Raw genomic sequence first — 13620 nt, forward strand, 5'->3', positions numbered from 1 at the left:
AATGAAACCTCCCATCCCTCCTTAAGACGACTCCTAACAAATAAAGCCTTCCGGCAGGAATTACCTATACCAAGCCCTGTTTCTTCCATCTTCCAGCGCGCACCGGCTTGCCCCTCTGATTCATGGAAAGACCTGCAAAGAGGAGAAACCCATGAGATTCTTCCGCCTATTCTGCCTATTCCTGTTTTGCCTGCTCCTTTGGTCCCCAACCGCCACTGCCGAGACCCTGCAGGAATGCGTCAATCGCTATTGTCCCGCCTGCGCCAACTCGGTCAGCCTGTTGGGCCAGTCCACCTCCCGTGATTGCGAGGCCTGCAAAGCCCAGCGAAGCAATGAGATCTCCCGATGCGCCCAACCCGCCTCGCCCGGTGGCGGAGGTGGCGGAGGTGGCGGGGGCGGAGGTGGCGGGGGCGGAGGAGGCGGTGGTGGCGGCCGGGTGCCGGCCCTGGGCGCGGGCCAGGACGGCGGCCGTTGCTATGTGGGCTCGCGGCCGGGTACCAATCCCACCCAGTATGCGGTGGCATGCGACGGCAACGACGGGCCGGGGACCTGGAAGCTGAGCAACCACGGCGCCTACCACATAGAGCTGGGGCCCACCACCTGGGCGGCGTGCTGGAACTACGTCAACGCGCGCCGCACCGATCCCAGCGGGGGGCGCTGCTATGTGGGTTACAACCCCAGCACCCGGCGCTACGCCGTGGCCTGCGACGGCAACGACGGCACCGCCGGACAAAAGCTGGCCAGCCAGGGCTACACCAGCATCGTCAAGGGCCCGAGCACCTGGAACCAGTGCTGGACCTATGTGCGCAACAAACAACCCGGAGGGAAACCGGTCAACCCCACCGGCCGCTGTTTCGTGGGCTATAATCCGGCGACCAAGCGCTATGCCGTGGCCTGCGACGGCAACGACGGCACCGCCGGACAAAAGCTGGCCAGCCAGGGCTACACCAGCATCGTCAAGGGCCCGAGCACCTGGAACCAGTGCTGGACCTATGTGCGCAACAAACAACCCGGAGGGAAACCGGTCAACCCCACCGGCCGCTGTTTCGTGGGCTATAATCCGGCGACCAAGCGCTACGCCGTGGCCTGCGACGGCAACGACGGCACCGGCTCCCACAAGCTCGTCACTCATGGCTATACCGCCATCGTTCGCGGACCCACCTCCTGGGACAACTGCCAGCGTTACGTCAAGGCGGTGAACAAGCCTCCCACCTGCCTGGTGGGCTTCAACCGCGACACCGGGCGCTACCTGGCGGTAATGGACGATCCCGCGGGTTCGGCCAGCGGCAAGTTGGTGCGCGGGGGCTACAACGTGATGGTGTTCCGGGGCAAAAACATGAACGAATGCCAAAGCTTCATCCGCTCCAAGTTGCAAGGTAACCGCTGACCCGGCCCCCGGAGGCCTCAGACCACCCCTGGCCGCGAGAGGACCCCGCGGCCGCCAGCCGGAGAAGAGATCATGCGTGTGCCCAGAGTGCCGGTTCTGGCCTTGTGCCTCGGCCTGACCCTCGTCGTTGCCTGCACCCAGACCAGTCCCCCCGCCCCGGAGCGGACCGCGCCGCCGGCCTCGGCCAAGGCGCAGCCCCCGGCCTCACCGCCGCCAGCCCCCCAGCCGAAGCTGACCCCGGCCAACGCCCCGGCTCTAATGGGCGACACGGGCAGGTCGCGGCGCATTGTGGAAGCGGCCCCGGGGGCCGCGGCCGTGCAACGCATGCCCAGCCAACCCACCGACCGGGAGACCTACCAGGAGATATCCTCCAACCCGGTGCGCCGGGTGGCCGAGCACCCGGTATCCACCTTCAGCGCGGACGTGGACACCGGGGCTTACGCCAACGTGCGCCGTTTCCTGCGCGAGGGCCGTCTGCCCCCCAGGGACGCGGTGCGCATCGAAGAGATGATCAACTACTTCCCCTACGCTTACCCAGGTCCCCGCGACACAAAGGTCCCCTTTGCCGCCGCGGTGGAGATCGCCCCCACCCCCTGGAATCCCCACACCCTGCTTTTGCGCCTGGGCATCAAGGGCTATGAGGTCCAGGCGGCCCAGCGCCCCGCCGCCAACCTGGTGTTTTTGATCGACGTCTCCGGCTCCATGCGCAGCCCGGACAAACTGCCCCTGCTCAAGAAAGCCCTGGGGTTGCTGGTGCGGCAGCTGCAGCCCAGGGACCGGGTGAGCATCGTGGTTTACTCCGGAGCCTCCGGGGTAGCGCTGCCGCCCACCCCCGGCGACCAACAGGCGGTCATACTGGCCGCAGTGAACGGCCTGCGCGCCGCGGGCAGCACCGCCGGGGGCCAGGGCCTGCAACTGGCCTACGACCTGGCCCGCCAAGCCTTCATTCCCCAGGGGGTCAACCGCATCCTCCTGGCCACCGACGGCGACTTCAACGTGGGCATCACCAATTACCGCCAGCTCATGGACCTAGTGGCCGGCCAGCGCAAGACCGGGGTAGGCCTGACCACCCTGGGCTTCGGCCGGGGCAACTACAACGAGCGGCTCATGGAGCGCCTAGCCGACGTGGGCAACGGCAACTACTTTTATATCGACAACCTGAACGAGGCCCAGAAGGTGCTGGTGGACCAGCTTGCCGCCACCATGCTCACCATCGCCCAGGACGTGAAAATCCAGGTGGAGTTCAATCCGGTGGTGGTGGCCGAGTACCGCCTGATCGGCTACGAGAACCGCCTGCTCAAGCGCGAGGACTTCACCAACGACCAGGTGGACGCCGGGGAAGTAGGCGCGGGGCACACGGTCACGGCCCTGTATGAGATCGCCCTGGTGGGTAGCCAGGGGATGCGCCTGGAGCCCCTGCGCTATGCCCCGGCGGCTGCATCCCCGGCCTCCCCCGCCGCCCGTAAGGAGCTGGCCTTCCTGAAGATCCGCTACAAGCTGCCCGGGCAGCAAAAGAGCCTTCTAATGCAGACCCCCATTGCCCGCAGCCAGGTGCGCCGCGACTTGGCCGCCGCCCCGGCCGACTTCCGCTGGGCCGCGGCGGTGGCGGCCTTTGGCGAGATCCTGCGGGGTGGAGTATATACCGGAGAGTTCAGTTACCCGCAGGTGCTGGCCCTGGCCCAGGGAGCCAAAGGCGACGACCCTTACGGCTACCGGGGCGAAATGCATAGCCTGGTGCGCCTGGCCCAGAGCCTGGACCATCGCTGAATTCGACCTTGTTCATCCCGGAGCCGCCCGCCGGGGCGGCTCCTTTTTTTTGGCCCGCGAGGGGGCGGAGCGCACCGGGTCGTTTTGAGCAACCGTGATTGATGCGCTACTACTTTTTCCTCATAGCCCTGCTTTCGGCCTTTCCCGCCCTTAGCACCGACATGTACCTGCCGGCCCTGCCGGTATTGCAGGAAACCTGGGGCCAGCCCCTGGCCACGGAGAACCTCACCCTGATCTCCTTCTTCGTAACCTATTGCCTTTTCATGCTCATCTACGGGCCGGTCTCCGACCGCATCGGCCGGCGCAAGCCTCTTTTGGTGGGCATCGCCGGCTATGTGGTGGCCTGCGCCGCCTGCGCCGCCTCCAGCGGGGTGTGGATGATGGTGGGGTTTAGGGCCCTGCAGGCGGCCGGGGCTGCCTCGGCCTCGGCACTGGCCCTGGCCATCGCCAAGGACGTCTTCGAGTCCGAGAAGCGGGCCCAGATCATTGCCTACGTCTCGGTGATCATCGCCCTGGCCCCCATGCTGGCCCCCATCATCGGCGGCTGGATCATGACCCTGCTGGACTGGCCCTGGGTTTTCGCCGTCCAGGGCCTCCTGGGCCTGGTGGCCCTGGCCGCGGTGTGGCGCATGCCCGAGCCGCTCAGGGTCTTTTCCGACGACAAGCTCTCGGCCACCCTGACCTTGTACGTGCGCATCCTGGCCAACCTCCGCTTCACCGGACTGAACCTGTCCACCGCCCTTATGGGCCTGCCCTTTTTCGCCTTCATCGCCGCCTCCTCGGACATCTACATCACCCGCTTCGGCCTTAGCGAAACCGACTTCGGCTACTTCTTCGCCTTCAACGCCCTGTCGTTGATGAGCGGCTCGTTCGCCTTCACCCGCCTGTCGCGCCTGCTCTCCACCAAGCACGTGCTGACCCTGAGCTTCGCGGGCATCTTCGCCGCCGGGCTGTGGATGAGCCTGGGCAGCCACGCCGGGCCCTGGGACCTGGCCCTGCCCATGTGGGTGCTGGGGTTTTGCCTGGGCTTGTCGCGCCCCCCGGCCACCAACCTCATCCTGGACCAGGTGGATCACGACACCGGCAGCGCTTCCTCGCTCATCGCCTTCAGCTTCATGATGCTGGGGGCGTTGGGCATGTTTCTGGTGTCGTTGGATTGGGCCGACAAGATCACGGTCATCGGCGTGCTGGGGGTATTGGTGGGCGGGGTGGACTTGATATTCTGGGGTCTATCCGCCAAGCGCCTCGCCAAAAAAGCCTGAACCTTATCTCCCGGCAAAATGGCCTTCCGCAGGCGCCAGCCGTCCCAATTTGATTGCAAAAATATCACCAGGTACGCGCTTAAAAAATCAGCGCTCAGCCCCACCATTTTTCCCCGAAGCGGCCATTCACTACTAAAAAGAAAGTATTTGGAATAGGGGGCTTATTGTGTGATCATATGCGAGCTTAAGCGGACCAAGGGAGCAGGGCATGCACAGGTTTGCCAACGGGTTGTGGGCAACAATTTCTCGCTCAGCAATGATCATTGCGTACTTCGGCAGTGCAGCTATCTGCCTGTGGAGCCTATCCATAGCATGGGAGATGGGCACTATTACCTTTGCCTTGACAATAACACTCCCAGTCATAGCCCAAATCATTTTAGCAATAATAACGTGGCATGCTACCGGAACCTTCTTTAACTGGTACACCATGGGAGTGGCCCTTTGCGCCGTATGTGTTCCAGTTATACAATTATCTTCAGCAGTTACAGATTTTAAGGTGACGGATATAGGGTTGGTCATCGCTAAAATATTAGCGGGTATTACCATAGTCACTTTAGCGGCGGCCCTGGCATTTTCAATCCTGCTCAATCCATCCAGCCGCCTATACTACGATAAAATATTGTCTCCACGCACCGCCAAAGGACAAGAGCATACCAAAAATTACAACCCGGAAAACATCGTCAATGCCTTTCTCCGCGCAGCATTATCAGGAGACAAATTCTCTGAAACAGGACTGGGAATCAATCTCAAGGAATATGACTATAAGCACTTCAAAGGCGATTTGCAGGAGCTGACAGGTTTTTTATCCGACGCATACAAATTTTCGCTGCAGGCCACTGACGGGTACCTTGAAGAAATCGGAGCCGGTTTTACGGGAAGATGGCGCAATGGTGTCCAAGCTTATTCAAATTTGATGGACGATGGATTAAATAATTTTAATGCCGGAAATCTCAAATGGACATCAAGGGACCAAGAGCCATTGGTGGATCCCAAATAGCATTTCGCCCTCAAAACAGGCAAAAACTGTAGTCGTAATATTAAGCGGCAAAGCTTTCCCGGACTTCCGCCCACCGAGCTCGCGCTTAATTTTTTTCGCCGCCAAAAAACGAGGGGAGCGGCCCGAGGCCGCTCCCCTAGAGCCGCTCGGGGGCGAGGGTTACTCTTCGCCCAACACCACCAAAGCTTCCTGCTCCTCTTCCTCGTCCTCGGGCAGGATCTCGTAGACGATGATGCCGTCGCTCTCCTCGCTGTAGGGGGCCATGCCGCCCACGAAACTGTAGTCGCCCTGCATCACCTTGCAGTCGAGCATCACCCCCTGGGCCGGGAGCTCCTCGATCTCCACGATCTCCTCGATGGCGATGGCGTCGCCCGCCGAGAAGGGCTCGCCGTCCAGGGGCAGCTTGGCGAACTCGGCGGCGCACACATCGCCCACCTCCTCCACCGAGTTGGCCCGGAGCATGTAGCTGAAGTAGCAGGAACGGTCTTCGCCGTCCTCGCTGGGTTTCATTTCGGCATAGCAATAAACCATGAACAGCTTGCCGGGCTCTTGGTTCGCAGAAGCCATGTGGCACCGCCTTTTTTTAGAGTTTGTGGACCGCCATGCGGTTGGTGGTCATTTGCCGGTACTATATACCCTGAGGGCCATGGCGCAAGTAAAGCAACCACCTTAAAGGTGTCGGGAAAGTGAAAACATGCTGAGCTGGCAGGAATTGAAGGCGCGCCCGGAGATCGTGGGCGCCATCGATTGGGAGATAACCCCGGCCCAGGCCTTTGAGGCCTTTCAGATCAAGTCCACCACCGCCCAGCGGGGCCTGGGCACGGTCTACTACTTCTACCTCTCCACCTGGCGGGGCGAAAACCAGGTGCTGTTGGTGGAGCGCACCTACGTGGACAGTGAAGAGGTGGCCCGGGCCCCGGTGCCCCAGGAGTTGGTGGCGGCCGCCGCCCGGGCGGGCGAGGGCCAGGACATGCCTCGGGGCCAACTGGCCCTGAGCCCGGAGATCAAAGGCTGGCTGCGCCGGGAGCTGGGGTTGGAAAAGGCCTAGCGTCCCTGGCAGGGGGCGATCCAGGCGCAGTCGTCCTGGCGGCAGTCCTGGATTTGTCCGTAGCAGGGATGGTTGCCTTCGGCCACCTGCACCGCGCGGATCAGCTCGTCCTCGGGCAGCTTGGCGAAGTTCTTCACCTTCAGTTTGCGGGCGCATTCATAAAGCTGAATCAGGCGGCTGAGGTCGTCCTTTTTGAGCTTGCTGTACCTGGGGATTTTCAGCTTGCGGGCGGTTTCTTTTAGTTCTTTGAGCGTGGCCATGGTCTTTTCCCCTTTAGGTATAACGGCGCACTTGGCGCGCCTCTATCCTTAAAAGTATCCGACCATATCGTCCGTCTGGCAAGGGGCATTTGGGGGGCCGCGCGGCGCGTCTATTCGCAGCCCGAGGCCCCGCAGAAGGAGCAGGCCAGGCAGCCGCCGTCGGTCTTGAGCAGGCCGCCGCAGCGGGGGCAGTGGCCGGAGTGGTGCACCGCCGGCGGGGCCTCGCGTCCGGGCAGGGGCAACAGCTCCAGCACCTGGCGGCCCCGGCAGCCGGAGCGGAACACCGTGACCCCCTTGAGGCCCAGGGCGTGGGCCCTGGTAAAGACTCGGCGCACCTGCTCGGGGCCGGCCTGGGCGTCCAGGTTCACCGTCTTGCTCACCCCGTTGTCGGTGGAGGCCTGGAAGGCGGCCTGCATGGCCAGGTGGGCCTCGGGGTCGATCTCGTGGGCCGTGGCGAATACCTGGCCCAGCTCTGGCGGCAGGCCCTGGATCGCCGTGGCGTTGCCCGAGGCGGCCAGGGTCCGGCGCTGCTCCGGGGTGTCCAGACCCAGAGCGGCCAGGCGGGCCAGGAAGCGGGGGTTGAACTCCACCAGATCCCGCTCCTCAAGCACCCGGCGGGTGTAGGCCAGGGCGAAGTAGGGCTCTATGCCCGAGGAGCAGCCCAACAGCAGCGACAGGGTGCCGGTGGGGGCCACGGTGGTCACCGTGGCGTTGCGCATGTGACTCCAGCCCCCGGCCAGGCGGCTGGCCGCGAAGGCCGGGAAGCTGCCACGCCTTTGGCCCAGCTCGGCGCTGGCCGCCCGGGCGGCGGCGGCGATGCGGGCCATGACCTCCCGGCCCAGGGCCGCCGCCTCCGGCGAATCGTAGGGCAGCTCCAGGTCGGCCAGCAAATCGGCCAGGCCCATGACCCCCAGTCCTATCTTGCGGGTCAGGCGGCTGGCCCGGGCCACCTGGGGCAGGGGGTGGCGGTTTATCTCGATCACGTCGTCTAGAAAGCGCACCGCCAGGGCCGCCGCCTCCTCCAGGGTTGGGAAGTCCACCTCACCGTCCTTGAGAAAACGGGGCAGCACCAGGGAGCCCAGATTGCAGGACTCGTGGGGCAGCAGGGGCTGCTCGCCGCAGGGATTGGTGGCCTCCAGGGGCCCCAGGCCTGGGGTGGGGTTGCCCCGGTTGATGGCCTCGTAAAAGGCCAGGCCCGGCTCGCCGCTCTGGTGGGCCGCCTGGACCATCTGCTCCAGCAGCCCGGCGGCGGACACGGTGCGCGCCACCGCGCCGTCGCGGGGGTTGACCAGTTGCCAGGGCCCGTCCGCCCGGGCGGCGGCCATGAAGGCGTCGTTGACCAGCACCGAGATGTTGAAGTTCTCCAGCACCCCGGGGCGGCGCTTGGCCGCGATGAAGGCCTCGATGTCCGGGTGGCTCACCGCCAGGATGCCCATGTTGGCCCCCCGGCGGGTGCCCCCCTGCTTCACCGCCTCGGTGGCCATGTCGAACACCCGCATGAAGCTCACCGGGCCGGAGCTGACCCCCCGGGTGGAGGCCACCACGTCGCCCGCCGGGCGCAGGTGGGAAAAGCTGAAGCCGGTGCCCCCGCCGGACTTGTGGATCAGGGCGGTTTCCTTGACCGCCTCGAAGATGCTCTCCAGGCTGTCCTCCACCGGGATGACGAAGCAGGCGCTGAGCTGGCCCAGCTCACGGCCCGCGTTCATCAGGGTGGGGCTGTTGGGTAAAAAGAGGCCCTGGCTCATCAGGCCCAGAAAGGCCCGCTCCATCTCCCGCGCCGCGGCCGCCCCGCCCCAGGGCTCTTCGCCCCGGGCCACGGCCCCGGCCACCCGCGCCAGCATCTGCTCCGGGGTCTCCACCACCCGGCCCTCGGCGTCGCGGGCCAGGTAGCGGCGGCGCAGAACCGGCAGGGCATGGGGCCCGAATGGGAAAGGCGTGGCATCCATGACTCTAACTTAACGCCAAAGCGGGGGGGCAAGGCAAGAGCATGCGAGAACACCCGGCTCAGTTATTGGAAGGCAACTGCAGGGTAATTCTGGCGGCAGGGAATTGAACCATCAAGGATTGAAGGAAACCGTCTTTTCCATATCCTGCAATTTTCCTATGGCCTCATCACCGTATTCGGTCCAAACCACGACGCTACTTACGGGGATGCATCTCGGGCAGCAAAAGCTGGTAACCGTTATGCTGGCTTCAATTTGTCTCCCCTGTTCCGGATGTTCCACAGAGTGGTAAGCCGCGAGAAGGACTATGCTTCCGTCTCCAATTGTGATGGTGCGCCTCCAGGCCTCAACGGCCTGTCGGTCGGAAAGCTTCTTTGGATCCAATGTGTCCGGATATACTGCCATCGGAAATCTCCGCGTGTAGAATTAATTGCCATCCCTTATTTCGATAATAAAGCATCTTGCCCGATAAAATATAGATACCCCCGGAACGGGTCGTGGATTTGCATGACGGCCCCAGGCGATCTATTCATATTTTTTCAGTCAAAATAGGTTATAGCGGCTGCAGCATGAGGCCTCTCTTGCCCTCAGCGGCCGCAGCCTGCATGATAGGGATATCATCGGAGGGTATTTATGATCGCCTTGCTGTATCTGGCCGTGTTCATCGCCGGGTCCTGGTTGTCCATGAGCCTGGCACCCAGCCCCTTGACCTTCAACGCCGGGGTGAACATCCTCATCAAATGGCTGCTGGTGGCCTTCCCCGGCCTGGGCGGCCTGCTGGCCGCCTATGCCCACACCGTCCGGGCCGACAAGACCGCCGCCTTCATCGGCTGGCAGCCGGGCAGCCCCTTCCAGTTCGAGATCGGCATGGCCAACCTGGCCCTGGGAGTGGCCGGGTTGATGTGCCTGTGGATGAGCCCCGGCTTCCAGGCGGGCACCGGGGTGATCTTCAGCATCTTCGCCCTGGGCGCGGGGCGGGGGCACCTGGATCAGCGCAAGGAGTTGGGCAACCAGGCGCCGGGCAACTCGGGCATCTTCGTGTGGGTCAACGACATCGCCGCCCCGGCGGCTATTTTGGTGCTGTTGGCCATACGCGGAATCTTCGGCTCTTAATCCGGCACAGCCAGGGGGCGGCATACTGCGTTGCCGGCTTCGCTTAGGCCTCGACGTAGCTTGGGCTACGCCTGCGGCCTGCGCTCGCCGGACGCCTTGTCTGCCGCCCCCTGGCTGTGCCGGACATGTGCTAGGAGAGCATAGAACTTAGTTTTTTTGGCCTGCCGCGCAGAATGGGACAACGCAGCATCCCGCCGTCTGGCGAAACCGGGAAATATAAAAGGAGCCCCGGCCGGGGCTCCCTACTATTTTGGCCGCCTGCCTGAAATCAGGATTTCAGGTTTTGGGCCGCGAAGTCCCAGTTGATCAGGTGCTCCATCACCCCCTTGAGGTAGTCCCCCCGCCGGTTCTGGTAATCCAGGTAATAGGCGTGTTCCCACACGTCGATGGTCAACAGCGGCTTCATGCCGTCGACCATGGGGTTCAGGGCGTTGCTGCTGCTGACCACCACCAGCTTGCCGTCCTTGAGACACAGCCAGCCCCAGCCCGAGCCGAAGCGTTTGGCCGAGGCCTCCTGGAGCTGCTGGAGACAGGTCTCCACCGAGCCGAACTGGGCCACCATGCCCGCGGCCAGGTCGCCGGTGGGCCGTCCCCCGCCGCCGGGCTTGAGGCTGTTCCAATAGAAGGTGTGGTTCCACACCTGGGCCGCGTTGTTGAACAGGAAGTCGTCCTTGCCGTAGGAGCCCAGGATGATCTCCTCCAGGCTCTTGGCGGCCCAGGGGGTGCCCTTGATGGCTCCGTTGAGCTTCTTCACGTAACCGGCGTGGTGCTTGCCGTAGTGGAACTTGATGGTACGGGCGCTGATGTAGGGCTCCAGGGCGTTTTCGGCCCAGGGCAGAGGGGCCAGCTTGAAGGTCTCGGCCCGGGCCACGCCGGGCAGCGACGCCCCCAGGCCCAGGGCCACGGTCCCCAGGGCGGCGGTTTTGAGAAAACTGCGGCGATCCATGCCAATAGCGGCCTTGGCTTGCATTAATTCCTCCGTTGCTTTGCGCGGCCCGCGCGGGCCTGGTTGTTCCCCTCTCTAATTAGGGTAAGCCCGCCGATAGCCCGACCACAATCTATTTTTCCGGATGGGGCAGCCCGCAGGACTTGGACGACAACCGGTCTTGGCAAAAGCTTTGGGAAAGTTAGCCGCCCGCGCAAGCCGCGCGTCCAACCGGCACAGCCGGCCGCCGCAGGGCAAGGCGTCCGGCGAGCGCAGACCGCAGGCGTCGTCTACCTGCACCGAGGACCGAATGATGCCGGCAACGCCGTATGGCGGTGGCTGGCGAAGCGGCGATGGTGTGTCGGCTATTTTGACCTAGGACGACCCAGACGCTGGGTAGTAGGCGGAGTGGGCAGGCGGGCCGAGCCGGAGTGGGTCAGGGCGTGCCACAGGTTGGGGCGTAGCTTCTTGTTCTCCCGGTGCAGCTGCTCCAGCAGCTCGCGCACCCGGCCCCGGCGGCCCTCCCCGGCGCTGGGGCAACAGGGCGGTTGCACCGGCAGCTCCTTGGCCGCGCAGAAGCGGCGGGTGATGTCGGCGCTCATCAGGCTCAGCGGGCGGATGAGCACCAGGTCGCCGTGGAAAAGGGGCTGCACCGGCAGCATGGTGGAGATGCTGCCCGAGTAGAACATGTTCATCAGGGTGGTCTCGAAGATGTCGTCCTGGTGGTGGGCCAGGGCCAGCTTGCCGCAGCCCGCCTGACCCGCGGCCTTAAACAGCTCCTGGCGGCGCTTGAGGGCGCAGAAGAAGCAGGGGCTTTTCTCGCGGTTCTCCGGGGTGTGGGCCCGGGGGCCGTAGTCGGTGGTGATGAGGCGGAACTCCACCCCCAGGCCATGGCAAAACTCGGCCAGGGCCTGGTGGTCGGTGGCCTTGAAGCCCATCTCCACGTGGTAGGCGATCAGCTCGAAATCGATGGGCACCCGGCGGCGGCGTTCGGCCAACAGCCAGGTGAGCGACAGGCTGTCCTTGCCCCCCGAAAGCCCGATGGCCACCCGGTCGCCGTGGCGGATCATGGACCAGCCGTGCACCGCCTTGCCGCACAAGCTGATCGCTTGGCGTTCAATATAAGCAGCCATTAGCCGCTAACCTCGCCTGGTGGTAAGGCGCCGGCTTCGCCAGACGCCCGGAGGCTGCGTTGCCGGCGGCGCTCAGGCCTCGCTGTAGGCCCCCCTACACCTCCGGCCTTCGCTTGCCGGTCGCCTTGCCCGCAGCCGCCTGGCTGTGCCGGACAAGAAACCATGGACCTCCCGTTCGGGAGGCAAGCCAAATGTCCGGCGTTTGTTTGAAGGGAGCGATTCAACATACCCTTGTCCGGCAGAGCGGCGGATGCGGGCTAAATTTCCAGGACGTTGCCCACTCCCAGATAGGCGAAGCGCTCGCCCAGGGCGGCCTGCATGCGCCCGGCCATGACCGGGCCGGTGCAGTGCCCGGCCACCACCCGGAGCCCCTGGCGGGAGCCCAACTCGGCCAGGGCGGCTTCTTGCTGGGCCGCCGGGGCCGGTCCCAGATGGGTACCGCCCACCAACAGCTCCACCGAAGCGCCCGCCTTTTCCTCGGCGTCCAGCAGGATGTTGACCACCCCGGAGTGGGCACAGCCGGTGAGCACCGCCCAGCCCTTGTCGCCGTGCACCAGGATGGACAAGTCGTCGTGAAAGGGGTCGGGCGACACCTGGCCGTCGCGCACGGTCACCAGGGCCGGGGCGGGCACCTCGTAGCCGGTGCGGCGGGGGATGTCGGCCAGCAGGGTGATCCCCGGCCAGGGCTCGGCGTGGCGCTCCACCAGGTGGAAGCGGGCCCCCAGGGCCTCATAGGCCGTCTGGGTCAGGGGCGGGCCCACCTCGCGGCGCTGCCCCTGGTTCTCGGACAGATGGGGGGCGAAGGCCTCGGCGTGGCAATACACCGGCAGGGGCTCGTTGCGCGTCCCCAGCAGGGCCTCCAGGCCGCCGGTGTGGTCGTAGTGGCCGTGGCTGAGCACCAGGGCGTCCAACCGGTCGGGGTCCAGGTCCAGGGTCTTCAGATTGGGCAACAGGGCCCGGCCCATGCCCGTGTCGTAGAGGATGTTGCGTCCCTCGTGCTCCAGCCACATGCACAGGCCGTGTTCCCCATATAGGGAGCTGACGTGACCCACCAAGTTGTCCACCACCACGGTTACCCGGCTCATTTGCCCTCGCTCTCCTTGTCCCGGCGCACCTTTTCCAGGGTGTCCAATACCCGTTCCACCCGGCCCTGGGGCGGGGCCAGAAATTGTTCGCGCTCCTGGGGGGTGTAGTTTTCCTCCAGGAAGGCGGCCACGTCGAAATGGGGGGAAAAGCAGGTGAGCACCTTGGTGCAGGGCAGGCCCCCCTGCACCTTGCGGCAATAGGCGAACTTAATGGTCTGGCCCAGCTGGGGGCACCAGAAATGCTCCACCGCGTCGAATTGCTCGATGCCGCTCATGCCTGCTCTCCTCGGGGCTGGTCAATGTTCCCGGACCAGGGTTTGATGTCCAGCACCGGGGTGCCGTCGATCATCTCCAGGCCGCGCACGCGCAAACGGTTGCCCTCCAGGGCCTCCAGGCGCACCAGAGTGAGCGAAATGGGGTTGGGGCGGTGGGGACTGCGGCTGTTGAACAGCCCGGTGATGGGGCGGGAGCGGTCTCCCCGAGGATGCACCTTGAGCTTGGGCTCCTTGGCCCGGTCAAAAAGGCACAGCACCCACAGCCAGCGGCCCGGAGCCAGGCCGTCCAGGCCCTCGCTCCAGGCCGGGTCCAGCTCGATCACCGCCTCGGTTCCCGCCTCGGGGCCCTGGGGAGGGGCCGCGTCCATGCTGGTCAGGGCGCTTTTCACCACCCCGATGGGCCGCAGGGAAAAGGTGGCGCCCAT

The 13620-nt window shown here is 64.6% G+C and carries 14 protein-coding genes; 6 read left to right on the plus strand and 8 right to left on the minus strand.

The features are described from left to right. Positions 1 to 151: 151 nt before the first annotated feature. From AACH32_RS17955 to AACH32_RS17970, 4 genes are all read left to right on the plus strand, one after another. On the plus strand, positions 152 to 1387 hold the full coding sequence (locus AACH32_RS17955) for a hypothetical protein (RefSeq protein ID WP_338602565.1): 1236 nt from the start codon (positions 152 to 154) through the stop codon (positions 1385 to 1387). 72 nt (positions 1388 to 1459) lie between these two features. Beyond that, on the plus strand, positions 1460 to 3154 hold the full coding sequence (locus AACH32_RS17960) for a vWA domain-containing protein (RefSeq protein ID WP_338602568.1): 1695 nt from the start codon (positions 1460 to 1462) through the stop codon (positions 3152 to 3154). A 101-nt stretch (positions 3155 to 3255) separates the two neighbouring features. Beyond that, positions 3256 to 4416 (plus strand): Bcr/CflA family efflux MFS transporter, encoded by a 1161-nt coding sequence (locus AACH32_RS17965; RefSeq protein WP_338602570.1) that lies wholly within the window; start codon positions 3256 to 3258, stop codon positions 4414 to 4416. Between the two features lie 208 nt (positions 4417 to 4624). Continuing rightward, positions 4625 to 5413: a hypothetical protein gene (locus tag AACH32_RS17970; protein WP_338602573.1), complete on the plus strand. Its 789-nt coding sequence runs from the start codon at positions 4625 to 4627 to the stop codon at positions 5411 to 5413. Positions 5414 to 5572: 159 nt separating this feature from the next. On the opposite strand, the gene AACH32_RS17975 is transcribed toward AACH32_RS17970, so the two are convergent. After that, positions 5573 to 5980, minus strand: a complete 408-nt coding sequence (locus AACH32_RS17975; protein WP_338602575.1) for a hypothetical protein — start codon at positions 5978 to 5980, stop codon at positions 5573 to 5575. Positions 5981 to 6107: 127 nt separating this feature from the next. Between AACH32_RS17975 and AACH32_RS17980 the strand changes: the two genes are divergently transcribed. Beyond that, positions 6108 to 6461, plus strand: a complete 354-nt coding sequence (locus tag AACH32_RS17980; RefSeq protein ID WP_338602578.1) for a DVU0772 family protein — start codon at positions 6108 to 6110, stop codon at positions 6459 to 6461. Here AACH32_RS17980 and AACH32_RS17985 read toward each other — a convergent pair. After that, positions 6458 to 6721 (minus strand): Rho termination factor N-terminal domain-containing protein, encoded by a 264-nt coding sequence (locus AACH32_RS17985; RefSeq protein WP_338602580.1) that lies wholly within the window; start codon positions 6719 to 6721, stop codon positions 6458 to 6460. The genes AACH32_RS17980 and AACH32_RS17985 overlap by 4 nt on opposite strands. A 110-nt stretch (positions 6722 to 6831) precedes the next feature. Continuing rightward, complete coding sequence (locus AACH32_RS17990; protein WP_338602582.1) at positions 6832 to 8667, minus strand: adenosylcobalamin-dependent ribonucleoside-diphosphate reductase; 1836 nt, start codon at positions 8665 to 8667, stop codon at positions 6832 to 6834. Between the two features lie 630 nt (positions 8668 to 9297). Between AACH32_RS17990 and AACH32_RS17995 the strand changes: the two genes are divergently transcribed. Then, positions 9298 to 9777: a DUF6790 family protein gene (locus tag AACH32_RS17995; RefSeq protein WP_338602584.1), complete on the plus strand. Its 480-nt coding sequence runs from the start codon at positions 9298 to 9300 to the stop codon at positions 9775 to 9777. Positions 9778 to 10045: 268 nt separating this feature from the next. Here AACH32_RS17995 and AACH32_RS18000 read toward each other — a convergent pair whose 3' ends face one another. From AACH32_RS18000 to tsaA, 5 genes are all read right to left on the minus strand, one after another. Continuing rightward, complete coding sequence (locus tag AACH32_RS18000) at positions 10046 to 10747, minus strand: Fe-Mn family superoxide dismutase (protein ID WP_338602587.1); 702 nt, start codon at positions 10745 to 10747, stop codon at positions 10046 to 10048. Between the two features lie 320 nt (positions 10748 to 11067). After that, entirely contained in the window at positions 11068 to 11835 is a 768-nt protein-coding gene (locus tag AACH32_RS18005) for a tRNA lysidine(34) synthetase (protein ID WP_338602589.1), read from the minus strand. A 257-nt stretch (positions 11836 to 12092) separates the two neighbouring features. After that, the gene (locus AACH32_RS18010; RefSeq protein WP_338602591.1) at positions 12093 to 12920 is read right to left on the minus strand and encodes an MBL fold metallo-hydrolase; all 828 of its coding nucleotides are present in this window, start codon (positions 12918 to 12920) and stop codon (positions 12093 to 12095) included. After that, complete coding sequence (locus AACH32_RS18015) at positions 12917 to 13195, minus strand: hypothetical protein (RefSeq protein ID WP_338602595.1); 279 nt, start codon at positions 13193 to 13195, stop codon at positions 12917 to 12919. The genes AACH32_RS18010 and AACH32_RS18015 overlap by 4 nt, the downstream gene beginning before the upstream one ends. Continuing rightward, positions 13192 to 13620: a tRNA (N6-threonylcarbamoyladenosine(37)-N6)-methyltransferase TrmO gene (gene tsaA / locus AACH32_RS18020; protein ID WP_338602598.1), complete on the minus strand. Its 429-nt coding sequence runs from the start codon at positions 13618 to 13620 to the stop codon at positions 13192 to 13194. The genes AACH32_RS18015 and tsaA overlap by 4 nt, the downstream gene beginning before the upstream one ends.

The organism is Desulfoferula mesophila, assembly GCF_037076455.1.
Classification (GTDB): Bacteria; Desulfobacterota; Desulfarculia; order Desulfarculales; family Desulfarculaceae; genus Desulfoferula; species Desulfoferula mesophila.